This is a genomic window from Streptococcus sp. GMD3S, from assembly GCF_000298695.2.
GTDB lineage: Bacteria > Bacillota > Bacilli > Lactobacillales > Streptococcaceae > Streptococcus.
In genome coordinates, this window is record NZ_AJRC02000001.1 from 26,421 (window position 1) to 52,327 (window position 25,907).

A 25,907-nucleotide genomic window follows, 5' to 3' on the forward strand; every position below is an offset into this window, starting at 1 on the left:
AAGGAAACGGTATGTCAGAAGCGATTTTACAGGTGTCAGACCTGTCCGTTTATTACAATAAAAAGAAGGCCTTGAATAGTGTTTCCCTTTCTTTCCAACCTAAGGAAATAACGGCCTTGATTGGTCCTTCTGGATCAGGAAAGTCCACCCTGCTCAAAGCCATCAACCGCATGGGCGATCTAAATCCTGAGGTGACAACAACTGGATCAGTGGTCTATAATGGTCACAATATCTACAGCCCCCGTACCGATACGGTTGAATTGCGTAAGGAAATTGGTATGGTCTTTCAACAGCCCAATCCCTTCCCTATGTCTATCTACGAAAATGTTGTCTATGGCCTACGTATCAATGGGGTTAAGGATAAACATGTTTTGGATGAAGCAGTAGAAAAAGCCTTGCAACGTGCTTCTATCTGGGATGAAGTAAAGGATCGTTTGCATGATTCGGCCATTGGTCTCTCTGGTGGACAACAACAACGTGTTTGTGTTGCTCGTGTCCTAGCAACCAGTCCCAAAATTATCCTCTTAGATGAACCAACTTCAGCTTTGGATCCTATTTCTGCAGGTAAGATTGAGGAAACCTTGTATGGTCTGAAAGATAAATACACCATGCTCTTGGTAACGCGTTCGATGCAACAAGCCTCACGTATCTCTGATAAAACAGGATTTTTCCTAGATGGGGATTTGATCGAGTTTAATGATACGAAGAAGATGTTCCTAGAGCCACAAAACAAGGAAACAGAAGATTATATTACAGGAAAATTTGGATAAGGAGTTGAATGATGTTACGATCTCAATTTGAAGAAGATTTGGAGAAATTGCACAACCAGTTCTATGCTATGGGACAAGAAGTGCTCTCACAGATCAATCGTACAGTGCGTGCCTTTGTTACGCATGACCGTGATTTGGCAAAAGAAGTCATCGAAGACGATGCAGAAGTAAATGAATATGAAGTGAAGTTGGAAAAGAAATCATTTGAAATGATCGCCCTCCAACAACCTGTTTCGCAAGACCTTCGTACCGTCTTGACCGTTCTCAAGGCAGTGTCAGACGTGGAACGCATGGGAGATCATGCAGTGTCTATCGCTGAGGCGACCATTCGTATGAAGGGGGAGCAACGTATCCCTTCTGTTGAAGAAGAAATCAAAAAGATGGGACGCGACGTGAAAAATTTCGTCGAAGCAGCCCTAGATCTCTATCTCAACGGTTCTGTGGATCAAGCCTACGAAGTAGCGGCGATGGATGAAAAAATCAACCATTACTTTGATAGCATCCGAGATTTGGCAACAGAAGAAATTAGGAAAAATCCTGAAGCTATAGTTACAGGCCGTGATTACTTCCAAGTCATTTCTTTCTTGGAACGTATTGGAGACTACGCAAAAAATATCTGTGAATGGGTTGTTTACTTTGAAACAGGTAAGATTGTCGAATTATAAGAAACGGTTTAAATATACAGAAGAAAAGGCTGATTAAAATAAATCAGTCTTCTTTTTTATGAAAAGAATTGTTTTACAATCAAAATCTCTAAAAGGGTTGACAACTATTTTTAAAAGAGTTATAATTATTCAGAATTAACAGAAAGGTCGTTTATTTATGAAGTTTAAGAAATGGATATTAGTTGTGTGTAGTATGCTTGCCAGCATGATTTTAGTAGCTTGCCAGTCAGGAACGGATAGTTCCCAGTCTGCTGTGGATGCTATCAAACAAAAAGGGAAGCTAGTTGTGGCGACTAGCCCAGACTATGCGCCGTTTGAATTCCAAGCCTTGGTAGATGGTAAAAACCAAGTGGTTGGTGCAGATATTGATATGGCTCAAGCAATTGCAGACGAGCTTGGGGTTAAACTTGAAATCTCTAGCATGAGTTTTGACAATGTCTTGACCAGTCTTCAAACTGGAAAGGCTGACTTGGCCATAGCAGGAATTAGTGCTACAGATGAGAGAAAGGAAGTCTTTGACTTTTCAATCCCTTACTATGAAAATAAGATGAGTTTCTTGGTTAGAAAAGCCGATTTAGACAAATACAAGGATCTTACAAGCCTCGCAAGTGCCAATATCGCAGCTCAAAAGGGAACTGTGCCAGAAACCATGGTCAAGGAACAATTGCCAAATGCCCAGTTGACATCCTTGACCAATATGGGGGAAGCCGTCAATGAATTGCAGGCTGGAAAAGTGGATGCTGTTCATCTGGATGAACCAGTTGCTCTTAGCTACGCAGGTAAAAACTCAGATCTTGTCGTTGCATCTGTTAACTTGACGATGAAAGATGGCGAAGCCAATGCCGTTGCTATCAAGAAGGATCAGTCAGACTTGAAAGCAGTAGTAGATAAGGTTATCCAAAAACTGAAAGATGACGGAACCTATCAAAACTATCTTGAAAAGGCAGCGAAACTAACAGAAGTTGAACAATAAGAAAAAGCAGAGTTGGACTTTAATCCAATTCTGCTTTTATGTATTCTAATAGCTCTTCTAGATTTTCAAGAGTGACTTTGGCGAACTGATAAGGACAGGCGTCCAAATAAGCCTTCTCAAAAAAGTCTAATTTGAGTGAGCTGTGTTTCAAACTGGCAATCTTAGGATAGTGTCTCAAATCAAGCAAAAGACCATCGTGTAGAGGATAGTGGGGCAAGGGACAGGTGTTTTCTTCAAGCACTTTCTTTATCTGAGCCTGATAGTTCTCTTGAAGGGTCAATCTAGCCAGTCGATTTTTTTCAAATAACTGACTATCGATGTAAAGAGAAAGAGCCTTTTGCATGATGAGATTGCTGTCATAGTCCAGGATATTTTTATAGGAAACAAAGGCCTCTTTTAGGGCATTTGGGAGAATGAGAGCGGTAATACGAAGGGCTGGAAAGAGACTGGTTGAGAAGGATTTGATATAAATGACCCGATCCTCAGTATCTAGATAGTGGAAGGTTTGTCCCTTTTTAGAGTCTAGGTCACCTAGATAATCATCCTCGACGATATATACACCATACTGGTTTGCTAGATCCAGAATAGCCCTTTTTTCCTGATCAGAATAGGAATGACCTAGGGGATAGTGGAAGCGAGGGATGGTATAGAAAAACTTGATTTTCCCAGATTTAAACTGTTCTTCCAGTTCTTCAAGGTCAATGCCATCAATTCGGCGTTCAATGGTCAGGTAGGCTAATCCCTGAGCGACCAAGAGGCGGTTCATCCGGTGGTAGGTCGGCTGTTCGACCAAAATCTCAGCTCCCTCGCTCGGAAAGTTAATCTGAGAAAGGATAAAAAGAGCTTGCTGGGTGCCAGAAGTTAGAACCAATTGGTCGGGTTTGCAGTAGAGGGCTTGGTCAAAGAGGAGTTGATGGACAGATTGTCTCAGTTCCTCAAGGCCTTCTTGGTTGTCATAGTAGTTGAATAGGTAGTTTTCTCGGCCTATCAGGGTTTCGTTGACACAGAGTCGGAAGTCGTCATAGGCACTGGCATGTTCGTCAGTGACTTCGATTTCCAAGTCTTGGTGCTGTCCTTGTTCCAGAACATAGTAGCCACTTTGGGGTTTGGCATAGAGGTATTGTTCATGGCGTAATTCCAGCAGGGCTCGTTGGATAGTGTCCTTGCTACAGTGGAAGTCTTGGCTCAGTTGACGGATAGAGGGAAGCCGGCTACCTGTTGGGAATTTTCCTGATTCGATACCCTTTTTTAGAAAGGAAACGACTGCTTGGTATTTACTTTCTTTCTTCATTCCAGACCTCCGTTGATTTTGTTACATTGTACCTTTTTTTTGCCTCCTTTGCAATGGGAAAAGCATTTCTCCCTTTCACAACTAGGAGCAAATGTGGTATACTTAGAAAGTATGATGATTCAATGAAAAGAAGATAAGAAAGAGAATGGATAGAAAAGTGCAGGAACCGGTAAAATTATTTCAATACAATACTCTAGGTGCCCTAATGGCAGGTCTCTATGGTGGAACCATGACAGTGGGAGAATTGCTGGAACATGGTGACCTTGGTTTGGGAACCCTTGATTCGATTGATGGGGAGTTAATTGTCCTTGATGGCAAGGCTTATCAAGCAAAGGGATCTGGTCAAACGCCTGAAATCGTTGAAGTGGCAGCGGATGCTCTAATTCCCTATGCAGCAGTAGTTCCTCATCAGGCAGAAGTGATTTTTCGTCAGCGCTTTGAAATGACGGACAAGGAATTGGAAAAGCGAATTGAGTCCTACTATGATGGGGAAAACCTTTTTCGTTCCATCAAGATTCATGGCGAATTTTCACAAATGCACGTGCGGATGATTCCTAAATCCACACCTGATACCAAATTTGCTGATGTAGCGACTCACCAACCTGAATATAGCCGTGAAAATGTATCGGGAACCATTGTTGGATTTTGGACACCAGAGATTTTCCATGGAGTGAGTGTTGCAGGCTACCATTTGCATTTTATCTCAGATGATTTGACCTTTGGTGGGCATGTGATGGACTTTGTTATAAAAGAAGGAATGATTGAGGTTGGGGCAGTCGACCAGTTGGACCAACGTTTTCCAGTCCAAGATCGCCAGTATTTATTCGCCAAATTTAACGTTGACGAGATGAAGAAAGATATTGATAAGTCAGAATAGGAGAAAAAGATGACAGTACATATTATCCTTACCATGATCGCTTTGGTTCTCATTCTAGTAAGTGGAACTTGGTATGCCAAAAAACGGTTTAAAATCTCTCTTGCAGTGATGGGCTTGGGGGCAATCGCATTTTTTGTTTCTTCTCAAGTGTTAGAGAAGATGGTTCATCTTCTGATACTCCATCCGCAAAAAGATGGAACCATTCCGCTTATGCAGGAGCAGCCTTTCTTATACGTCCTTTATGGGATCGCTATGGCAGCCCTCTTTGAAGAGACGGCTCGTCTTATCTTTTTTAAATGGTTGGAGAAAAAGAGAAAGCTAGAAGATCGAGATGCTTTGGCTTATGGTTTGGGACATGGGGGCTTAGAAATGCTCTATCTCGGAATGGGAAGCTTGATCAGTCTTTTGATTCTCTTTTCACTCATCCAGTCTTCAAATACTGATGTAGCTAATCTCCTTCCAAAGTCTACACTCGAAACGGTTCAGTCTCTTTCTGTATGGCAGGTTTATTTACTAGGAGTTGAACGTGTGCTTGCTCTGGTTCTCCAAATTGGTCTTTCCATCTGGGTCTATCAAAGTGTCCGTCAAAAGAAATGGATCTACCTCCTTGCTGCCTATGGTTTGCATGCCTTGTTTGACTTGGCTCCAGCCTTATCTCAAGTGGGATGGATTGCAAATCCGCTTCTAGTTGAGTTTGTTCTTCTCGTAGAACTTTTAGTCTTTATCTGGCTGACAAAATCTACATTTTGGAAAAAATCATAAAAAGAGGGGTGACCTCTTTTTTTATGTAAAGATAAAACAAGCTCTTTTTATGGTCGTCAAATGTCTCTAAAAATGGTATAATGGAATGAATTTTGAAAAAGGAAGAGTGACATGTCAGTAAAAGAAAAAATGCTTGAAATCCTAGAAGGAATCGATATTCGTTTTAAGGAACCCTTGAAGACCTATACCTATACCAAGGTAGGAGGTCGAGCGGATTATTTAGTTTTGCCACGCAATCGCTATGAGATGGCCCGTGTCGTCCAATTTGCCAATCAAGAGAATATTCCTTGGATGGTGCTAGGAAATGCCAGCAATATCATCGTTCGTGAAGGTGGAATCCGTGGTTTTGTCATCTTGTGCGATAAGCTCAATAACGTTTCGGTTGATGGCTATACCATCGAAGCAGAAGCTGGGGCAAACTTGATCGAAACGACACGTATTGCCCTTCGTCATAGTTTGACTGGTTTTGAGTTTGCTTGTGGGATTCCAGGGAGCGTCGGTGGAGCTGTCTTTATGAATGCGGGTGCCTATGGAGGAGAGATTGCTCATATCTTGCAGTCTTGTCAAATTTTGACTAAGGAAGGGGAAATCGAGACCTTGTCAGTCAAGGACTTGGCTTTTGGCTACCGTCATTCAGCTATTCAGGATTCTGGGGCTGTTGTTTTGTCAGCTAAATTTGCCCTAGCTCCTGGAAATCACCAGGTCATCAAGCAAGAGATGGACCGCTTGACGCACCTACGTGAACTCAAACAACCTCTAGAATACCCATCTTGTGGTTCAGTCTTTAAGCGTCCAGTTGGGCATTTTGCAGGTCAGTTGATCTCAGAGGCTGGATTGAAAGGCTATCGTATCGGTGGTGTGGAAGTATCTGAAAAGCATGCCGGTTTCATGATCAATGTTGCTGACGGAACGGCCAAAGACTACGAGGACTTGATCCAATCTGTTATCGAAAAAGTCAAGGAACACTCAGGTGTCACTCTTGAAAGAGAAGTCCGAATCTTGGGTGAGAAGGAATAAGGTTAGGGTAGAAAAGTTGCTGCTATAATCATTATAAAGGGGGTGAAAGCCTATCGTTAGTGAAGATGTATGTAGGCAGTTCAATCTCCTACACGAGGTAGTAGCGGCCTGACAGAGCCCTGATCTGTTAATTTATGAAAAAGAAGGAATTTATGACAATTGAAAAAACCAATTATTGAATTCAAAAACGTCTCTAAAGTTTTTGAAGACAGCAACACCAAGGTTCTCAAAGACATCAATTTTGAGTTGGAAGAAGGGAAATTTTACACTCTTTTAGGCGCATCCGGTTCAGGAAAATCAACCATTCTAAACATCATTGCAGGTTTACTGGATGCGACGACAGGGGATATTTTGCTGGATGGGGTACGGATCAACGACATCCCAACCAACAAGCGAGACGTCCATACGGTCTTCCAATCCTATGCCTTGTTTCCACATATGAATGTGTTTGAAAATGTTGCCTTTCCACTCCGCTTGCGTAAAATCGACAAGAAAGAAATCGAACAACGTGTAGCGGAAGTTCTCAAGATGGTTCAGTTGGAAGGTTACGAGAAGCGTTCCATCCGTAAACTCTCTGGTGGACAACGCCAGCGTGTGGCTATTGCCCGCGCCATTATCAACCAGCCCCGTGTGGTCTTGTTGGATGAGCCCTTGTCAGCGCTGGACTTGAAATTGCGAACAGACATGCAGTATGAACTGCGTGAACTGCAACAACGATTGGGGATTACCTTTGTCTTTGTCACTCATGATCAGGAGGAAGCCCTGGCCATGAGTGACTGGATTTTCGTCATGAACGATGGCGAGATTGTTCAGTCTGGAACACCAGTGGACATCTATGATGAGCCGATCAACCATTTTGTTGCCACCTTTATCGGTGAGTCCAATATCTTGCCTGGAACCATGATTGAGGATTACTTGGTTGAGTTTAACGGCAAACGCTTTGAAGCAGTCGACGGGGGGATGAAGCCAAATGAGCCAGTTGAGATTGTCATTCGTCCAGAGGACTTGCGCATTACCCTTCCTGAAGAAGGCAAGCTCCAAGTCAAGGTTGATACCCAGCTCTTCCGTGGGGTTCACTATGAGATCATCGCCTATGACGAACTCGGAAATGAATGGATGATCCACTCGACTCGTAAGGCCATTGTGGGTGAGGAAATCGGTCTGGACTTTGAACCAGAAGATATCCACATCATGCGTCTCAACGAAACCGAAGAAGAGTTCGATGCTCGTATTGAAGAATACGTAGAAATCGAAGAGCAAGAAGCAGGTCTGATTAACGCGATCGAGGAGGAAAGAGATGAAGAAAACAACCTCTAAACTCTTTGTAGTGCCCTATATGCTTTGGATCGCCCTCTTTGTTCTCGCACCCTTGGTCTTGATTTTTGGACAATCCTTTTTCAACATTGAAGGCCAGTTTAGTTTAGAAAACTACAAATCCTACTTTGCATCACAAAACTTGACCTATCTCAAAATGAGCTTCAACTCTGTGCTTTATGCGGGGATTGTGACCATGGTGACACTTTTCATCAGCTATCCAACAGCCCTCTTTTTGACCCGTCTTAAGCACCGTCAACTCTGGCTCATGCTGATTATCTTGCCAACCTGGATCAATCTGCTCCTTAAGGCCTATGCCTTTATCGGGATTTTTGGTCAAAATGGCTCTATTAATCAATTTTTGGAATTCATCGGAATCGGTTCTCAACAGTTGCTCTTTACCGATTTCTCCTTCATCTTCGTCGCAAGCTACATCGAGCTTCCCTTTATGATTTTGCCGATTTTCAATGTCTTGGATGATATGGACAACAATCTCATCAATGCCAGTTATGACCTCGGTGCGACCAAGTGGGAGACCTTCCGCCATGTCATTTTCCCTCTATCGATGAATGGAGTGAGAAGTGGGGTTCAGTCTGTCTTTATCCCAAGTTTGAGTCTCTTCATGCTGACACGTTTAATCGGTGGGAACCGCGTTATCACGCTGGGAACGGCTATTGAGCAGAACTTCCTGACCAATGATAACTATGGTATGGGTTCAACCATTGGTGTGATCCTCATCCTGACCATGTTCATCACCATGTGGGTGACCAAGGAAAGGAGAGAACGATGAAAAAATTTGCCAATCTCTACCTAGCCTTTGTCTTTATCGTCCTTTATTTGCCAATTTTTTACCTGATTGGCTACGCCTTTAACGCAGGGGATGATATGAATAGTTTTACCGGCTTTAGCTTGAGCCATTTTAAAACCATGTTTGGTGATGGCCGTCTCATGTTGATCCTCACTCAAACCTTTTTCTTGGCCTTTCTAGCTTCCTTGATTGCGACCATTATCGGGACTTTCGGTGCTATCTATATCTACCAGTCTCGTAAGAAATACCAAGAAGCCTTTTTATCACTCAATAATATCCTCATGGTTGCGCCTGACGTTATGATTGGTGCCAGTTTCTTGATTCTCTTTACCCAGCTTAAGTTTTCACTTGGCTTTTTGACGGTTCTATCTAGCCACGTGGCCTTTTCCATCCCTATCGTGGTCTTGATGGTCTTGCCTCGTCTCAAGGAAATGAATGATGACATGATCCATGCGGCCTATGACTTGGGAGCCAGCCAGTTTCAGATGTTTAAGGAAATCATGCTACCTTATCTGACTCCGTCTATCATTGCAGGTTATTTCATGGCCTTCACCTATTCGCTAGATGATTTTGCCGTGACCTTCTTTGTGACGGGAAATGGCTTTTCAACCCTGTCAGTCGAGATTTACTCTCGTGCTCGTAAGGGAATTTCGCTAGAAATCAATGCCCTGTCTGCCCTTGTCTTTCTCTTTAGTATTATCCTAGTTGTTGGCTATTACTTTATCTCACGTGAGAAGGAGGAGCAAGCATGAAAAAACTCTATTCATTTTTAGCAGGAATTGTAGCGATTATCCTTGTCTTGTGGGGGATTGCGACTCATCTAGATAGTAAAATCAATAGCCGAGACAGTCAGAAATTGGTTATCTACAACTGGGGGGACTATATCGATCCAGAACTCTTGGAGAAATTCACAGAAGAAACAGGAATCCAAGTACAGTACGAGACCTTTGACTCCAATGAAGCCATGTATACCAAGATCAAGCAGGGTGGAACAACCTATGATATTGCCATCCCAAGTGAATACATGATCAACAAGATGAAGGACGAAGACCTCTTGGTTCCGCTTGATTATTCAAAAATTGAAGGAATCGAAAATATCGGACCTGAGTTCCTCAACCAGTCCTTTGACCCGGGCAACAAATTCTCCATCCCGTACTTCTGGGGAACCTTGGGAATTGTTTACAATGAAACCATGGTAGAGGAGGCGCCTGAGCATTGGGATGACCTCTGGAAACCAGAATACAAGGATTCCATCATGCTCTTTGATGGGGCGCGTGAGGTGCTGGGACTCGGGCTTAACTCACTTGGTTACAGTCTCAACTCCAAGGATCCTCAGCAGTTGGAAGAGACAGTGGATAAGCTCTACAAATTGACTCCAAATATCAAGGCCATTGTGGCGGATGAGATGAAGGGTTACATGATTCAGAACAACGCTGCTATCGGTGTGACTTTCTCTGGGGAAGCCAGCCAGATGTTGGAGAAAAATCCTAACCTCAAGTATGTCGTTCCGACTGAGGCCAGCAATCTCTGGTTTGATAACATGGTCATTCCAAAAACCGTGAAAAACCAGGATGCTGCCTATGCCTTTATCAACTTTATGTTAAAACCCGAAAATGCTCTGAAAAATGCGGAGTATGTAGGTTACTCAACACCAAACCTACCAGCAAAGGAAATGCTCCCAGAGGAGACTCGTGAGGACAAATCCTTCTATCCAGACGCTGATACTATGAAACACTTGGAAGTTTATGAGAAATTTGACCATAAATGGACAGGAAAATATAGTGACCTCTTCCTCCAGTTTAAAATGTACCGGAAGTAGGAGATATGCTTTCTTGTCAGTTTTCCTAGTTGACGCAGAACCCAAAAAACGATATAATAAAAAAGTTGAGAATTGATTTTCAGTTATCTTAGTCCAGAGAATTGGCGGTGCTGCGAGCCATCTAAGGTAGGAAATCATGCTACTCAATCAGACAATTGCATAAGAATAAGAGAATGACAAGTTCATTGAATGAAGGTGGTACCGCGGTTTTTCGCCCTTCGTGATATGGACTTGTCTTTTGATTTTTGGAGGTGTTTATGAAGACATTTCTCGTGAAACAAAAGTTTCGTCTTGGGGGCGAACGCTTCGATATCAAAGATGATAGGGGAGTAGTGAACTATCAGGTGGAAGGCTCTTTCTTCCAAATTCCTAAGACCTTTACCATCTATGACGCCTATGGTGAGCAAGTCAGTGAAATTAGTAAAGAATTTTTCACTTTGCTTCCTCGATTTACTATTCAGCTACGAAATGGTTCCAATTTCGTTATTCGTAAGAAGTTGACCTTCTGGCGAGATAAGTATGAGTTTGATAATCTCGGGCTTCGTATCGAGGGTAATATCTGGGATTTAAATTTCAAATTGCTAGATGATCGTGACCAAGTGATTGCTGAGATTCGGAAAGAGATTTTTCATTTAACCTCGACTTACACCGTAACCGTCTATGAAGACTCGTATGCAGACCTAGTCGTTTCCCTTTGTGTCGCGATTGACTATGTGGAGATGCTGGAAAGCCAATCAAATTAAACAAGTAAATAAGGAGATATTATGAAACAACTATCTAGTGCTCAAGTTCGCCAAATGTGGCTTGATTTCTGGGCAAGTAAAGGCCACTCTGTCGAACCATCAGTCAGCTTGGTTCCTGTAAATGACCCAACTCTTTTGTGGATTAACTCTGGGGTAGCAACCCTTAAGAAATACTTTGACGGAACCATTATCCCTGAAAATCCACGTATTACCAATGCGCAAAAAGCTATCCGTACTAACGATATTGAAAACGTAGGGAAGACTGCGCGCCACCATACTATGTTTGAAATGTTGGGGAACTTCTCTATTGGTGATTATTTCCGTGATGAAGCCATCACTTGGGCTTATGAGCTCTTGACAAGCCCAGAATGGTTTGATTTCCCAGCTGAAAAACTTTATATGACCTACTATCCAGACGATAAGGATTCTTATAACCGCTGGATTGAAGTAGGAGTGGACCCAAGCCACTTGATCCCAATCGAAGACAACTTCTGGGAAATCGGTGCTGGACCTTCTGGACCTGATACAGAAATCTTCTTTGACCGTGGAGAAGCATTTGACCCAGAAAATATTGGTCTTCGTCTGCTTGCAGAAGATATCGAAAACGACCGTTACATCGAAATCTGGAATATCGTTTTGTCACAATTTAACGCTGATCCTGCTGTTCCTCGTAGCGAATACAAAGAATTGCCACACAAGAACATTGATACGGGCGCTGGTTTGGAGCGTTTGGTGGCTGTTATCCAAGGGGCTAAGACAAACTTTGAAACGGACCTCTTCATGCCGATTATCCGTGAAGTTGAGAAATTGTCAGGTAAGGTCTACGACCAAGATGGCGATAACATGAGCTTCAAGGTCATCGCTGACCACATCCGTTCCCTTTCATTTGCCATCGGTGATGGTGCTCTTCCAGGAAATGAAGGCCGTGGTTATGTCCTTCGTCGTCTCCTCCGTCGTGCTTCTATGCACGGTCAAAAATTGGGTATCAACGAGCCTTTCCTTTACAAACTCGTTCCAACTGTTGGAAAAATCATGGAAAGCTACTACCCAGAAGTGCTTGAAAAACGTGACTTTATCGAGAAAATTGTCAAGAGCGAGGAAGAGTCATTTGCTCGTACCCTTCACTCAGGTCAACACTTTGCAGAAACTATTGTAGCTGATTTGAAAGCGAAAGGTCAAAACGTTATCGCTGGGCAAGATGTCTTCAAACTTTACGATACATATGGATTCCCAGTTGAATTGACAGAAGAAATCGCTGAAGAAGCAGGGATGACTGTAGACCGTGAAGGTTTTGAAGCAGCCATGAAAGAACAGCAAGAACGTGCGCGTGCGTCAGCTGTCAAAGGCGGCTCAATGGGAATGCAAAATGAAACCCTTCAAAACATTACAGTGGAAAGCCGATTTAACTACAAAAAAGAAAAACTAGCTAGTAGACTTGTTGCTATCGTAGCGGACAATGCAGAAGTAAACGTTGTTTCAGAAGGAACTGCCTCTCTTATCTTTGCGGAAACACCATTCTACGCTGAAATGGGTGGACAAGTAGCTGACCACGGTCAAATCTTGGATGCTAAAGGAAATGTCGTAGCGACTGTAACGGACGTGCAAAAAGCACCAAACGGACAAGCTCTTCATACTGTCGAAGTTCTTGCACCACTTGCTTTGAATCAAGAATATACCTTGGCAATCGATACTAATCGCCGTCACCGTGTCATGAAAAACCACACAGCGACTCACTTGCTCCATGCGGCTCTTCACAATATCCTTGGCCACCATGCGACACAAGCAGGATCTCTGAACGAAGTAGAATTTCTTCGCTTTGACTTTACTCACTTCCAAGCTGTGACTCCTGAAGAGTTGCGCGCCATTGAACAGCAAGTTAATGAGAAAATTTGGGAAGCAATTGCTGTAGAAACTGTTGAGACAGATATTGACACGGCTAAAGAAATGGGAGCTATGGCCCTCTTTGGTGAGAAATACGGTAAGGAAGTTCGTGTTGTGACCATCGGTGACTACTCAGTGGAACTCTGTGGTGGTACCCACGTTGGCAATACTTCTGAAATCGGTCTCTTCAAGATTGTCAAAGAAGAAGGGATTGGTTCAGGAACTCGTCGTATCTTGGCAGTGACTGGTAAAGAAGCCTTTGAAGCCTACCGTGAACAAGAAGACGCTCTTAAAGCTGTTGCATCAACTCTTAAAGCACCTCAACTCAAGGAAGTACCTCACAAGGTTGAAGGCCTTCAAGAGCAACTCCGTCAATTGCAAAAAGAAAATGCAGAATTGAAGGAAAAAGCAGCAGCTGCAGCGGCAGGTGATGTCTTTAAGGATGTGAAGGAAGTCAACGGACACCGTTACATTGCAAGCCAAGTTTCTGTATCAGATGCAAGTGCCCTTCGTACCTTTGCGGATAACTGGAAACAAAAAGACTACTCTGATGTGCTTGTCCTAGTTGCCGCTATTGGTTACAAGGTCAATGTCCTCGTAGCAAGCAAGACTAAAGATGTACACGCAGGAAACTTGGTTAAAGAATTGGCTCCAATCGTCGATGGACGTGGTGGTGGTAAACCAGACATGGCTATGGCAGGAGGAAGCAACCAAGCGAAAATTCAAGAACTCTTGGATGCAGTAGCAGGTAAATTGTAAGACAATAAAGATCTATCCATTTGGGTAGGTCTTTTTGCCTACTTAAAAAGCCAAATCCGCTTGGATTTGACTTGTAACTGATAGGTTTATTTTGTTGCCCAAACACTGACTGAACCCGCTGCTACTGGAAATTCTCCATAACCTTCAGCGTTGATTGTAACTTGTGCTGGATGATTTTCAAGGAGGTCAACAAAGGTTTGGTCAGCCCATTCTTGCCCGACAAACATAGATTTGCTGTTTTCTTGGTCATTTGAGATGAGGACAGCGATTGGAGATTGATGTTCAGCACCTGAACGAACCCAACCGATACAGTTGGCATCGTCAAAGTAGTCTGTTTGCTCCCCATATGCCCTGTCTTTTCGGATGGCTAGGAGACGGTCAAGAACTTCTCTGAAATCTTGTTGAGCAAATTGCCCTGAAATGCCGTAATAGTCTCCGTAAAAGACACATGGAAGACCATCTTGGCGTAATAGAATGAGGGCATAGGCTGCTGGCTTGAACCATTCTTCAACAGTAGACTCAAGGGCTTGTCCTCGTTGGGTATCATGGTTGTCAACGAAAGTGACTGCTTTGTCAGGCTTGAGTTCAACCAAGCTATCTGTGAAAATGTTACGAAGGTCGTAACTTGCTCCAGCTTGACTGGCTTCAAAGAGGTTCTGGTGGAGACGAACATCGACAAGATCAAAGCGTTCTTCTGTTTTCTCGAGATAGTCTAGATTGGCTTCCTTGTCTGGATTCCAAAATTCTCCGAAAACATAGAAATCTTGACCGTATTTTTCCTTCATATCACGGATGAAATTGCCCATAAAGAAGGAGTCGATGTGCTTAACGGCATCCAAGCGGAAACCTGCCACTCCAGTCGTTTCCATGAACCAGTCAGCCCAGTCATAGATGTTTTGGATGACTTCAGGGTGCTTAAAGTCCAGGTCAGCGTACATGAGGTAGTCGTAGTTGCCGTTTTCGTTATCGACCAATTCCTCATTTGCCCAACCTTTATTGTCTCCTTGGATCAGGTAAATGCCAGACTTACGGCGTTTGGCATCGTAGTCTGTACCTGTGAAGTGGTACCAGTGCCAGTGGAAGTCATTGTAGGTATCTTGGCGACCATCGAAAGTAAAGTGAGTCCAGCCATTGATAGTAAAGGGCTCGCTTAATTGAACGGTACGGTCCTCAGGGTCCACTTCAATAACCTGAAAGGCTTCCATATGATCGGCAGCAGCCTTGTGATTGAGCACCACATCGGCCATAGGTTGAATTCCCTGTGCTTTTAGGGCTTGAATGGCTTGAAGATAGTCTTCTTTAAACCCATACTTGGTACGGACAGTTCCTTTTTGGTGAAATTCACCTAGGTCAAAAAGATCGTAAACACCATAGCCGACATCTTTTTCGTTGGTTGCCTTGAAGGCAGGTGGCATCCAGACATGGCTGATGCCAAGGTTTGCTAGGTGCTCTGCGTCATTTGTCAGTCGCGTCCAGTGTTGGCCGTCGTGAGGCAAATACCATTCAAAGTATTGCATAAGTGTCTGATTTTGCATTGTTTTTCCTCTTACTTATCAATGATGTGTTATATTCTACCATAAAGTCCAGAACTACGCAAACGTTTGCGTAAAAATTCTATACTCATTTCTAGAAATGTCTATTTTTTGAAATTTCCCATTATTTTTCATTGTTTAGGAAAGAAGGATTAGAAAAAATGAATTGACTAAACTTTTTTTAACAAAAATGACACTTAGTAAACTAAAGTAAAAATGGACAAACGCTTTCTATTTTGAGAATTGTCACAAAATTTGCTATAATAGTAGCTATGAATAGAATTAGGGTCAGCAGACGTGTTGAAAAAAAGCTAGCTAAGGGTCTAGTTCTTTTGGAAGCAAGCGATTTAACAGATATTGAACTGACGGATCAGGAAGTAGAAGTTCTTAGTCAAGACGGAAAGTTTTTAGGGAGCGCCTATCTTTCCCAGCAGAATAAGGGAATCGGTTGGTTGGTCAGCAAGGAAAAGGTTGTTTTCAATCAAGCCTTTTTTGAAATTCTGTTTCGTAAGGCCAAGGAAGCTAGAAAGCCTTATTATCAAGATGACTTGACTACTGCCTTTCGCCTTTTTAACCAAGAGGGAGATGGTTTTGGTGGTCTGACTGTTGATCTCTACGGAGGTTATGTGGTCTTTTCTTGGTACAACTCCTTTGTTTACCAGATTCGTGAGCTGATAGTAAAGGCTTTTAAGGAAGTCTTTCCTGAGATTTTGGGAGTATATAAAAAGATTCGATTTAAAGGTCTAGATTACGAGTCTGCTCATGTCTATGGTGAAAAAGCGCCAGACTACTTTACTGTTCTTGAAAATGGTGTACTCTATCAGGTTTTTATGAATGATGGCTTGATGACAGGTATTTTTCTGGATCAGCACGATGTTCGTGGGAGTCTGGTAGACGGTCTAGCCATGGGCAAATCCTTACTCAATATGTTTTCCTATACGGCTGCCTTTTCAGTTGCTGCAGCTATGGGAGGCGCGAGTGAAACGACTTCTGTCGACTTGGCAAAACGGTCGAGAGAGCTGTCAGAAGCTCATTTTCAGGCAAATGGACTCGGCACAGACAACCATCGTTTTATCGTCATGGATGTCTTTGACTACTTCAAGTATGCCAAGCGAAAGAGCTTGACCTACGATGTAATTGTACTGGATCCGCCGAGCTTTGCTCGCAATAAAAAACAAACATTTTCTGTGGCTAAGGACTATCACAAGCTGATTTCCCAGAGTCTAGAGATTTTAAATCCGGGAGGCATTATCATTGCCAGTACCAATGCTGCCAATGTTTCCCGCCAGAAATTTACAGAACAAATTGATAAAGGTTTTGCAGGAAGAAAATATCAAATTTTAAACCAATATGGTCTTCCAGCAGACTTTGCCTATAATAAAAAAGATGAAAGCAGTAATTACCTCAAGGTGATTAGTATGAAGGTTAGTAAATGAAATTAATCGTTTCAGTAATGCCAAGAAGTTTAGAAGAAGTGCAAGAACTGGATGCCACACGGTATGAAGATGCCGATATCATCGAGTGGCGTGCAGACTTCCTCGCCAAGGAAGCCATTTTACAGGTAGCACCTGCAATCTTTGAGAAATTCGCAGGCCGCGAACTGGTCTTTACCCTTCGGACTCGCTCTGAGGGAGGAGAAATCGAACTGTCTTCTGAGGAGTATGTTCAAATCATCAAGGAAGTCACTCAACTCTATCAACCAGACTATGTGGATTTTGAGTACTTCAGCTACAAGGACGTTTTTGAGGAAATGTTGGATTTTCCAAATCTTGTTTTGAGTTACCATAATTTCCAGGAAACACCAGAAAACATGATGGAGATTCTGTCTGAGTTGACCAGTCTCTCTCCAAAAGTGGTCAAGGTATCAGTTATGGCCCATACGGAGCAGGATGTTTTAGACTTGATGAACTACACACGAGGATTTAAAACACTCAATCCTGAGCAAGACTACGTGACCATTTCCATGGGAAAAATGGGCAAGGTATCACGCATTACTTCAGATGTGACGGGTTCGAGTTGGTCATTTGCTAGTCTGGATGAAGCGAGTGCCCCAGGTCAGATTTCTCTATCAAACATGAAAAAAATCAGGGAGATTTTGGATGAAGCTTGATGGCTATACACGTTTAGCTGCAGTTGTTGCCAATCCCATCAAACACTCTATTTCACCCTTTATCCACAATAGGGCCTTTGAGGCGACAGCTATTAATGGTGCCTATGTAGCTTGGGAGATTGAAGCGGGTGATTTGGCAGAAACAGTCGCCAATATTCGCCGTTACCAGATGTTTGGCATCAACCTGTCTATGCCATACAAGGAGCAAGTGATTCCTTATCTGGATGAGTTGAGTGATGAGGTTCGTTTGATTGGGGCAGTCAACACAGTTGTTAATCAAGACAGAACGTTAATTGGATATAATACAGATGGCAAGGGATTTTTTAAGAGCTTGCCTTCTTTTACAATCTCGGATAAGAAAATGACCATTCTGGGGGCAGGTGGTGCGGCTAAATCAATCTTGGCACAGGCTATTTTGGATGGCGTCAGTCAGATTTCTATCTTTGTGCGTTCAGCTTCTATGGAAAAAACAAGACCTTATCTAGACAAGTTGCAGGAGCAAACAGGTTTTAAAGTGAACTTATATGCTTTAGAAGATGTTTCTGTCTTGCAAGAAAGGATTGCTGAGTCGGATTTACTGGTCAATGCGACTAGTGTGGGAATGGACGGTCAGTCGTCCCCAGTTCCAGAAAGCATCAATTTGCCAAAGACTCTCTTGGTTGCAGATATCATTTACCAACCCTTTGAGACGCCATTTTTGAAATGGGCTAGAAGCCAGGGCAATCCAGCTGTCAATGGTCTGGGGATGTTGCTCTATCAAGCCGCCGAAGCTTTTCAATTGTGGACAGGTAAAGAAATGCCGACAGACGAGATTTGGCAGTCCTTAACAGAAAAATACCAATAATGAAAAGGAGACCCTACTATGAAAATCAGAATCGATATTCCGCATCATCCCTATGATATTCAGATTGAAAAAGGTTGTCTATCGCAAGCAGGTCAATGGTTGCGAGAACTCTGGCAACCTCAAAAAGTGGTTATCGTAACAGATAACCATGTAGCTTCTCTCTATGCAGAGAAGGTTAAACTCAGCCTAGAAGATGCTGGTTTTCAGGTAGCTGTTTTTGACTTTTTAGAAGGCGAAGAAAGAAAGAATTTAACCACTGTACAGAAAGTCTATGAATTTTTAGTCAAGCAGGGTTTGACTCGTAGCGATGGGATTGTGGCTCTTGGTGGTGGTGTCGTTGGAGACCTGGCTGGTTTTGTAGCCTCTACCTATATGCGGGGCATTCACTTTGTTCAGATTCCGACTAGTTTGACAGCCCAGGTTGATTCGTCTATTGGTGGAAAGACGGGTGTCAATACTCCTTTTGCTAAAAATATGGTGGGAACTTTTGCCCAACCAGATGGGGTTCTGATTGACCCGCTTGTCCTAGAAACGCTTGGAAAAAGAGAGCTGATTGAGGGGATGGGCGAGGTTATCAAGTACGGCTTGATTGAGGATCCAGAACTATGGGCTCTCTTGATGGAGCTAGATGGTTCTGTAGAGAGCATTTTGGAACATGCAGAGACTTTGATTGAACATTCTTGTCAGGTTAAGCGCAAGATGGTGGTCGAAGATGAGTTGGATAACGGTGTTCGTCTTTACCTCAATTTTGGGCACACTATTGGTCATGCTATTGAAGCAACTGCCGGTTATGGCAAGGTCATGCATGGAGAAGCTGTGGCTATGGGCATGGTTCAGATTTCCAAGGTTGCTGAGGGGAAAGGCCTCATGCCAGAAGGAATAACCCAGTCCATTACAGAGATGTGCCAGAAATTTGGCTTGCCTGTTGATTATGAAAACTGGGATGTTGACAAACTTTATCAAGCTTTGACTCATGATAAAAAAGCGCGTGGAAACACCTTGAAATTGGTCTTAGTTCCAGAGCTTGGTTCAGCGACCATTCACCCAGTTTCTCTGGAAGAGATGAAAGACTACTTGGTAAAATAAGGAGAACGTATGAGATATTTAACTGCAGGAGAATCACACGGCCCCCGTTTGACGGCTATTATTGAAGGAATTCCAGCTGGACTTCCTTTGACAGCAGAGGATATTAATGGAGACCTTAAACGCCGTCAGGGTGGCTACGGTCGTGGTGGCCGTATGAAGATTGAGAGTGACCAGGTTGTCTTTACTTCGGGCGTTCGTCACGGGAAGACGACAGGGGCACCTATTACCATGGATGTCATCAATAAGGACCACCAAAAATGGCTGGATATCATGTCTGCTGAGGACATTGAAGACCGCCTTAAAAGCAAGAGAAAAATTACCCATCCTCGCCCAGGTCATGCCGATTTAGTTGGGGGCATTAAGTACCGTTTTGATGATTTGCGAAATTCCTTGGAGAGGTCATCTGCCCGTGAAACCACCATGCGAGTGGCTGTTGGGGCAGTAGCCAAACGTCTCTTAGCTGAGCTAGATATGGAGATTGCCAACCATGTCGTGGTCTTTGGTGGTAAGGAAATCGATGTACCTGAAAATCTAACAGTCGCTGAGATTAAGGAACGAGCTGCCCAGTCTGAAGTTTCTATTGTCAACCAAGAGCGGGAACAGGAAATCAAGGACTATATTGACCAAATCAAGCGTGACGGTGATACCATTGGTGGGGTTGTGGAGACAGTCGTCGGAGGTGTTCCAGTTGGCCTTGGATCCTATGTTCAATGGGACAGAAAATTAGATGCGCGATTGGCCCAAGCAGTTGTTTCTATCAATGCCTTTAAAGGGGTGGAATTTGGTCTTGGATTTGAAGCTGGTTACCGCAAAGGCAGCCAAGTTATGGATGAAATTCTCTGGTCTAAAGAAGACGGCTATACTCGTCGTACCAATAATCTAGGTGGTTTTGAAGGTGGTATGACCAATGGGCAACCAATTGTTGTTCGTGGAGTTATGAAACCCATTCCCACTCTTTACAAACCACTTATGAGTGTGGATATCGAAACCCACGAACCTTACAAGGCAACCGTGGAGAGAAGTGATCCGACCGCTCTGCCAGCAGCTGGGGTAGTCATGGAAGCTGTTGTAGCAACGGTTCTGGCGCAAGAAATCCTTGAAAAATTTTCATCGGACAACCTAGAGGAATTAAAAGAAGCGGTAACCAAACACCGTGAGTATACAAAGAACTATTAAGGAGTTCCTATGGCAAAAACCATCTATATCGCAGGTCTCGGTTTGATTGGTGCCTCGATGGCGCTTGGTATCAAACGCGATCATCCTGATTATGAAATTCTAGGTTATAATCGCAGTCAGGCTTCTAGAGATATTGCCTTGGAGCGGGGGATGATTGACCGTGCGACGGATGATTTTGCCAGTTTTGCTCCTCTGGCAGATGTCATCATCTTGACCTTGCCAATCAAGCAGACCATTGCTTTTATTCAGGAGTTGGCAGGTTTGAACTTGAAAGAAGGCGTCATTATCTCGGATGCGGGCTCAACCAAGGCTGCCATTGTGGAAGTGGCGGAGGAATATTTGGCTGGCAAGTCAATTCGTTTTGTCGGGGCTCATCCCATGGCTGGTAGCCACAAGACAGGAGCTGCCTCTGCCGATGTTAATCTCTTTGAAAATGCCTACTATATCTTTACTCCATCTAGCTTGACCACTCCAGAAACCCTTTCAGAAATGAAGGACCTACTTTCAGGCCTCCATGCTCGTTTCATTGAAATTGATGCCAAGGAGCACGATCAAGTAACTTCACAGATTAGCCATTTTCCCCATATCTTGGCATCAGGTCTCATGGAACAAACAGCAGTTTATGCTCAAGAACATGAGATGGCAAGACGCTTTGCGGCGGGTGGATTTCGAGATATGACTCGCATTGCGGAAAGCGAGCCAGGTATGTGGACTTCTATTCTCTTGTCTAACCGTGAGACTATTCTAGAGCGAATTGCGGATTTCAAGGAACGCTTGGAAGCGATTGGTCAGGCCATCAGCAGGGGAGATGAAGAGCAAATCTGGAACTTTTTCAACCAAGCGCGTGCGCAACGTCAGGCCATGGAAATACATAAGCGTGGTGGTGTGGATAGCTCTTACGACCTCTATGTCGATGTTCCCGATGAAGAAGATGTCATCTTGCGAATTTTGGAATTACTTCGTGGGACTTCTTTGGTTAATATCCACATCAACGAGGAAAACCGTGAGGATGTTCACGGGATTCTCCAAATTTCATTTAAAAATGCTCAAGATTTAGAACGAGCTGAGCGCTTAATTACAGAAAATACGGACTACACAGTCGTCATCAAATAAGGAGAAAATCATGTCAAATATTTACGATAGTGCAAATGAACTTAGTCGCGGGTTACGCGAATTACCAGAATACAAGGCGGTCAAGGCAGCCAAAGATGCTATCCAAGCTGATGAACAAGCTAGCAAGATTTTTGCAGACTACCTCGCTTTCCAGCAAGAAATCCAAGTCATGGCGCAAACGGGACAAATGCCAGACGCCTCTTTCCAAGAAAAGATGCAGTCTTTCAGCAAACAAATCCAAGAGAACGCTCTTTTGTCAGATTTCTTTGCCAAACAGCAACAATTGTCCATTTATCTTTCGGACATTGAAAAAATTGTCTTTGAACCTGTTTCAGAATTATTGAAATAGTATTTTATCTGTATAAAAGCCAGAAATTTCAGGAATTTCTGGCTTTTTTGTGATAAAATAAGAAAAAGTATTGCAAGTATGAGGTCAACTATGAAACTAAAAACAAACATTCGCCACTTACATGGCAGTATCCGGGTTCCAGGTGACAAGTCTATCAGCCACCGTACGATTATTTTTGGAAGTTTGGCTGAGGGCGAGACTAAGGTTTATGATATTTTGCGTGGAGAGGATGTACTTTCAACCATGCAGGTTTTTCGTGACCTTGGTGTTGAAATTGAGGACAAATATGGGGTTGTTACCATTCAAGGTGTTGGAATGGATGGCTTAAAAGCTCCGCAAAATGCCTTGGATATGGGTAATTCTGGCACTTCGATTCGCCTGATCTCAGGTGTACTTGCTGGTGCAGACTTCGAAGTAGAGATGTTTGGAGATGATAGTCTTTCTAAACGTCCTATGGATCGTGTGACGATTCCATTGAAAAAAATGGGCGTTAGCATCTCAGGGCAAACTGAGCGAGATCTGCCCCCTCTTCGCCTAAAAGGGACGAAAAATTTAAAACCGATTCACTATGAGTTGCCAATCGCTTCTGCTCAAGTTAAGTCTGCCTTGATATTTGCAGCCTTGCAGGCTCAGGGGGAGTCCGTGATTATCGAGAAAGAATGTACTCGTAACCACACCGAAGATATGCTACAGCAATTTGGTGGCCATTTAAGTGTGGATGGCAAGAAAATCATAGTTCAAGGGCCGCAAAAACTGACTGGACAAAAGGTAGTTGTCCCAGGAGATATCTCTAGTGCAGCCTTTTGGCTAGTCGCAGGTTTGATTGTTCCAAACTCTCGTGTGGTGCTGCAGAATGTGGGCATCAATGAAACGCGTACAGGTATTATTGATGTCATTCGCGCCATGGGAGGAAAATTAGAAATAACTGAAATCGATCCAGTCGCTAAATCAGCAACCCTGACTGTCGAATCTTCAGACCTGAAAGGAACAGAGATTGGTGGAGCTTTGATTCCACGCTTGATTGATGAATTACCTATTATTGCCCTTTTAGCGACACAAGCGCAAGGTGTAACAGTCATTAAGGATGCTGAGGAACTCAAGGTCAAGGAAACTGACCGCATTCAGGTGGTGGCTGATGCCTTAAATAGCATGGGAGCGGACATCACCCCCACAGCAGATGGGATGATTATCAAAGGGAAATCAGCCCTTCATGGCGCTAGAGTCAATACGTTTGGTGACCATCGAATTGGAATGATGACAGCCATTGCAGCCCTCTTGGTTGCGGATGGAGAAGTGGAACTTGACCGTGCTGAAGCCATCAACACTAGCTATCCTAGCTTCTTTGATGATTTGGAGAGCATGACTCATGGCTAAGGTATTACTTGGATTTATGGGGGCAGGCAAGTCGACAATCGCTAGAGGCTTGGACCCAGACTATATCGATATGGATGCCTTAATCGAGGAACATTTGGGCATGTCCATTGCGGATTTCTTCGCTGAAAAAGGAGAAGTGGCCTTTCGTCAAGTAGAGTCAGAAGTCCTAGCTGACTTACTAAAAACGGACCGAGTTGTGTCAACTGGCGGAGGAGTTGTCATTTCTCAGAGAAATCGTGACTTGCTCAAAACCAATCCTGATAACATCTACCTAAAAGCAGATTTTGAAACCCTCTACCAACGTATCGCAGCTGATAAGGACAATCAGCGTCCACTTTTTCTTAACAAAAGCAAGGAAGAACTGGTAGCTATTTTCCATGAAAGACAAGCTTGGTATGAGGAAGTAGCCAGTCGGATTCTAGATGTGACCAAGTTAAGCCCAGAGGAAATTATAGAGGAACTGAGATGAAAATTGCCTATCTAGGTCCCAAGGGATCTTTTTCGCATCATGTTGTGCAGACAGCCTTTCCCAAAGAGGAATTGCATGCCTTTGCCAATATCACAGATGTTATCAAGGCCTATGAACAGGGCTTGGTGGACTATTCTGTGGTACCAGTTGAAAACTCCATTGAAGGTAGTGTCCATGAAAGTTTGGATTACCTTTTTCACCAGGCTCGCATCCAAGCAGTGGCAGAAATCGTTCAACCCATTCACCAGCAGTTGATGGCAGTTCCTGGTCATACTAAGATTGAGAAGATTTTTTCCCATCCTCAGGCTTTGGCTCAGGGAAAAAAATTCATCGATGAACACTATCCAGAGGCTCAAATCGAGGTAACCGCCAGTACCGCCTATGCAGCTCGCTTTATTTCAGAACATCCAGATCAGCCTTATGCAGCTATTGCTCCTAAAAGTTCAGCTGAAGAATATGGCTTGGAATTGATTGCAGAGGATATTCAGGAAATGGAAGCCAATTTCACACGTTTTTGGGTGTTAGGGGCAGAGATACCGAAGATTCCTTTGAACTCACAAGCTGAAAAAATGAGTTTGGCCTTGACCTTACCAGACAACCTACCTGGTGCTCTTTACAAGGCACTTTCGACCTTTGCTTGGAGAGGGATTGACTTAACAAAGATTGAAAGTCGCCCCCTTAAAACAGCCTTGGGAGAATACTTTTTCATTATCGATGTAGACTATAGTGACAAAGAACTGGTTCATTTTGCAAGACAAGAACTAGAAGCTATTGGAATCCAGCATAAGATTCTGGGGACCTACCCGATTTTTACCATAACTGATTTAGAAAAGGAGAGTCAATGAGCAAAGAAAATCCTTTAAGTCATCACGAGCAGTTACGTTATGACTATCTCTTCAAAAATATTCATTACCTCAACGACCGTGAACGGAGGGAGTTTGATTATCTGCAACAGAAAATGGCAGGTCCCAAGTCTGAAGTTCACCATTTCCACCAAGAAGAAAAAGAAGAAACTTGGGGTAGAGATATTGATCTTCCGACTTATGGCAGTAGAAGCCGGTCTAAGAAACGTGAAAAGGTAGCTCCTCAACCTAAAGTCAAAAAGAAAAAGAGAAGAATTCGCTTCAAACGAATACTGACTTGGTTCTTGCTGTTGATTACCTGTGTGCTTGTAGGGATGATTTTTATGTTTCTTCGAGGGTTCCAGTCAGCAGCCAATCCAACAAATAAGCCAGCTGACGCCAAGGCAGCTCAAGTAGAGGTCTTTAACGGTCAGGATACCAAAGATGGTGTGAATATTTTAGTCATGGGGACAGATGGCCGTATCGGTCAAAATAGTGCAGAAACCCGTACTGACACAATCATGGTACTGAATGTCAGCGGATCGGATAAGAAGATCAAGCTAGTCAGCTTTATGCGTGACAACTTAGTTTATATCGACGGGTATAGTAAGATTGTAAATGGCCAGAAACAGACGGATAACAAACTAAATGTTGCCTATGAACTTGGGGAACAAGAAGGACAAAAAGGTGCTGAAAAGGTCCGCAAGGTTCTAAAAGACAACTTTGATTTGGATATTAAGTACTATGCCCTAGTTGACTTCCAGGCCTTTGCAACAGCTATTGATACCCTCTTCCCTGACGGAGTAACGATTGATGCTCAATTCTCAACATTGAATGGTCAACCTCTGACAGAAGCCACAGTCGGAGATGACCTTCATGCAACAGAGACAGAGTCCCCAACTCAAACTATCAAAGTTGGAAAACAGCAAATGAATGGCTCCACCTTGCTGAACTATGCTCGCTTCCGTGATGATGATGAGGGAGACTATGGCCGTACCAAACGTCAGCAACAAGTCATGTCAGCTGTTCTTGAGCAAATCAAAGATCCAACCAAGCTCTTTACGGGGTCAGAGGCACTTGGAAAAGTCTTTGGCATGACATCAACAAATCTACCATATAGCTTCTTGTTGACCAATGGCTTATCTGTCCTAGAAGGTGCTCAAAATGGCATTGAAAGACTCACCGTCCCAGAACTTGGTGACTGGGTAGACGCTTATGATATCTATGGTGGACAAGGACTTCTAGTTGATCAAAATAAATATCAGACCAAACTCGCCCAAATGGGAATGAGATAGAATACTATAAAAAAATCAAAGTTTGAATCACAAGTGAA

25 protein-coding genes are annotated in these 25,907 nt (G+C 43.3%); 23 read left to right on the top strand and 2 right to left on the bottom strand.

Translation table 11 applies throughout. The features are described from left to right. The first annotated feature begins 11 nt into the window (after window positions 1–11). The 3 genes from pstB (at window position 12) to GMD3S_RS0200160 (ending at window position 2,408) form a co-directional block, all read left to right on the top strand. Complete coding sequence (gene pstB, locus GMD3S_RS0200150) at window positions 12–770, top strand: phosphate ABC transporter ATP-binding protein PstB (protein ID WP_001287328.1); 759 nt, start codon at window positions 12–14, stop codon at window positions 768–770. An 11-nt stretch (window positions 771–781) separates the two neighbouring features. Beyond that, window positions 782–1,435, top strand: a complete 654-nt coding sequence (gene phoU, locus GMD3S_RS0200155) for a phosphate signaling complex protein PhoU (protein WP_000946469.1) — start codon at window positions 782–784, stop codon at window positions 1,433–1,435. Window positions 1,436–1,592: 157 nt separating this feature from the next. Continuing rightward, window positions 1,593–2,408, top strand: coding sequence for an ABC transporter substrate-binding protein (locus tag GMD3S_RS0200160; RefSeq protein WP_008278412.1), 816 nt, complete (start codon window positions 1,593–1,595; stop codon window positions 2,406–2,408). A 19-nt stretch (window positions 2,409–2,427) separates the two neighbouring features. Here GMD3S_RS0200160 and GMD3S_RS0200165 read toward each other — a convergent pair whose 3' ends face one another. Further along, window positions 2,428–3,699: an aminotransferase-like domain-containing protein gene (locus GMD3S_RS0200165; protein ID WP_000712263.1), complete on the bottom strand. Its 1,272-nt coding sequence runs from the start codon at window positions 3,697–3,699 to the stop codon at window positions 2,428–2,430. 145 nt (window positions 3,700–3,844) lie between these two features. Here GMD3S_RS0200165 and budA point away from each other — a divergent pair, with 145 nt between their 5' ends. The 9 genes from budA to alaS all read left to right on the top strand — a co-directional run bounded on the left by budA (window position 3,845) and on the right by alaS (window position 13,679). Continuing rightward, entirely contained in the window at window positions 3,845–4,576 is a 732-nt protein-coding gene (gene budA / locus GMD3S_RS0200170; protein ID WP_000375405.1) for an acetolactate decarboxylase, read from the top strand. Window positions 4,577–4,585: 9 nt separating this feature from the next. Further along, complete coding sequence (locus GMD3S_RS0200175) at window positions 4,586–5,338, top strand: YhfC family intramembrane metalloprotease (protein WP_000215878.1); 753 nt, start codon at window positions 4,586–4,588, stop codon at window positions 5,336–5,338. 111 nt (window positions 5,339–5,449) lie between these two features. Continuing rightward, on the top strand, window positions 5,450–6,355 hold the full coding sequence (murB, locus tag GMD3S_RS0200180; protein ID WP_000111595.1) for a UDP-N-acetylmuramate dehydrogenase: 906 nt from the start codon (window positions 5,450–5,452) through the stop codon (window positions 6,353–6,355). A 159-nt stretch (window positions 6,356–6,514) separates the two neighbouring features. After that, window positions 6,515–7,672: an ABC transporter ATP-binding protein gene (locus tag GMD3S_RS0200185; protein WP_000742899.1), complete on the top strand. Its 1,158-nt coding sequence runs from the start codon at window positions 6,515–6,517 to the stop codon at window positions 7,670–7,672. Beyond that, the gene (locus tag GMD3S_RS0200190; protein WP_000754118.1) at window positions 7,653–8,459 is read left to right on the top strand and encodes an ABC transporter permease; all 807 of its coding nucleotides are present in this window, start codon (window positions 7,653–7,655) and stop codon (window positions 8,457–8,459) included. Before GMD3S_RS0200185 ends, GMD3S_RS0200190 begins: the two co-directional genes overlap by 20 nt. Continuing rightward, a complete protein-coding gene (locus tag GMD3S_RS0200195) occupies window positions 8,456–9,229 on the top strand; it encodes an ABC transporter permease (RefSeq protein WP_000712723.1) in 774 nt (257 codons plus the stop codon). Before GMD3S_RS0200190 ends, GMD3S_RS0200195 begins: the two co-directional genes overlap by 4 nt. Next, window positions 9,226–10,296: an ABC transporter substrate-binding protein gene (locus GMD3S_RS0200200; protein WP_000737951.1), complete on the top strand. Its 1,071-nt coding sequence runs from the start codon at window positions 9,226–9,228 to the stop codon at window positions 10,294–10,296. Before GMD3S_RS0200195 ends, GMD3S_RS0200200 begins: the two co-directional genes overlap by 4 nt. Window positions 10,297–10,553: 257 nt before the next feature. Then, entirely contained in the window at window positions 10,554–11,039 is a 486-nt protein-coding gene (locus GMD3S_RS0200205; protein WP_000847088.1) for an LURP-one-related/scramblase family protein, read from the top strand. Window positions 11,040–11,060: 21 nt separating this feature from the next. After that, on the top strand, window positions 11,061–13,679 hold the full coding sequence (alaS, locus tag GMD3S_RS0200210) for an alanine--tRNA ligase (protein ID WP_000811713.1): 2,619 nt from the start codon (window positions 11,061–11,063) through the stop codon (window positions 13,677–13,679). A gap of 86 nt (window positions 13,680–13,765) precedes the next feature. On the opposite strand, the gene GMD3S_RS0200215 is transcribed toward alaS, so the two are convergent. Next, on the bottom strand, window positions 13,766–15,214 hold the full coding sequence (locus tag GMD3S_RS0200215) for an alpha-amylase (protein ID WP_001181084.1): 1,449 nt from the start codon (window positions 15,212–15,214) through the stop codon (window positions 13,766–13,768). A 269-nt stretch (window positions 15,215–15,483) separates the two neighbouring features. Between GMD3S_RS0200215 and GMD3S_RS0200220 the strand changes: the two genes are divergently transcribed. From GMD3S_RS0200220 to GMD3S_RS0200270, 11 genes are all read left to right on the top strand, one after another. Beyond that, complete coding sequence (locus tag GMD3S_RS0200220) at window positions 15,484–16,647, top strand: class I SAM-dependent rRNA methyltransferase (protein WP_001079993.1); 1,164 nt, start codon at window positions 15,484–15,486, stop codon at window positions 16,645–16,647. Further along, complete coding sequence (gene aroD, locus GMD3S_RS0200225; RefSeq protein ID WP_000767785.1) at window positions 16,644–17,321, top strand: type I 3-dehydroquinate dehydratase; 678 nt, start codon at window positions 16,644–16,646, stop codon at window positions 17,319–17,321. The genes GMD3S_RS0200220 and aroD overlap by 4 nt, the downstream gene beginning before the upstream one ends. Next, window positions 17,311–18,165, top strand: a complete 855-nt coding sequence (locus GMD3S_RS0200230; protein WP_000762465.1) for a shikimate dehydrogenase — start codon at window positions 17,311–17,313, stop codon at window positions 18,163–18,165. Before aroD ends, GMD3S_RS0200230 begins: the two co-directional genes overlap by 11 nt. Window positions 18,166–18,183: 18 nt before the next feature. Then, window positions 18,184–19,251, top strand: a complete 1,068-nt coding sequence (gene aroB, locus GMD3S_RS0200235) for a 3-dehydroquinate synthase (RefSeq protein WP_000702153.1) — start codon at window positions 18,184–18,186, stop codon at window positions 19,249–19,251. 9 nt (window positions 19,252–19,260) lie between these two features. Next, window positions 19,261–20,427 (top strand): chorismate synthase, encoded by a 1,167-nt coding sequence (gene aroC / locus GMD3S_RS0200240; protein WP_001269879.1) that lies wholly within the window; start codon window positions 19,261–19,263, stop codon window positions 20,425–20,427. Between the two features lie 9 nt (window positions 20,428–20,436). Beyond that, window positions 20,437–21,540, top strand: a complete 1,104-nt coding sequence (locus GMD3S_RS0200245; protein ID WP_001140471.1) for a prephenate dehydrogenase — start codon at window positions 20,437–20,439, stop codon at window positions 21,538–21,540. Between the two features lie 10 nt (window positions 21,541–21,550). Continuing rightward, window positions 21,551–21,889: a YlbF/YmcA family competence regulator gene (locus tag GMD3S_RS0200250; RefSeq protein WP_000065973.1), complete on the top strand. Its 339-nt coding sequence runs from the start codon at window positions 21,551–21,553 to the stop codon at window positions 21,887–21,889. A 90-nt stretch (window positions 21,890–21,979) separates the two neighbouring features. Further along, window positions 21,980–23,263, top strand: a complete 1,284-nt coding sequence (gene aroA, locus GMD3S_RS0200255; RefSeq protein ID WP_000769904.1) for a 3-phosphoshikimate 1-carboxyvinyltransferase — start codon at window positions 21,980–21,982, stop codon at window positions 23,261–23,263. Further along, window positions 23,256–23,732 carry a shikimate kinase gene (locus GMD3S_RS0200260; protein WP_001151353.1) on the top strand — a complete coding sequence of 159 codons (477 nt, stop codon included), beginning with the start codon at window positions 23,256–23,258 and terminating at the stop codon, window positions 23,730–23,732. The genes aroA and GMD3S_RS0200260 overlap by 8 nt, the downstream gene beginning before the upstream one ends. Next, window positions 23,729–24,577 carry a prephenate dehydratase gene (pheA, locus tag GMD3S_RS0200265; protein ID WP_000686426.1) on the top strand — a complete coding sequence of 283 codons (849 nt, stop codon included), beginning with the start codon at window positions 23,729–23,731 and terminating at the stop codon, window positions 24,575–24,577. The genes GMD3S_RS0200260 and pheA overlap by 4 nt, the downstream gene beginning before the upstream one ends. Further along, window positions 24,574–25,869: an LCP family protein gene (locus tag GMD3S_RS0200270; protein ID WP_000032319.1), complete on the top strand. Its 1,296-nt coding sequence runs from the start codon at window positions 24,574–24,576 to the stop codon at window positions 25,867–25,869. Before pheA ends, GMD3S_RS0200270 begins: the two co-directional genes overlap by 4 nt. The last annotated feature ends 38 nt before the right edge of the window (window positions 25,870–25,907 follow it).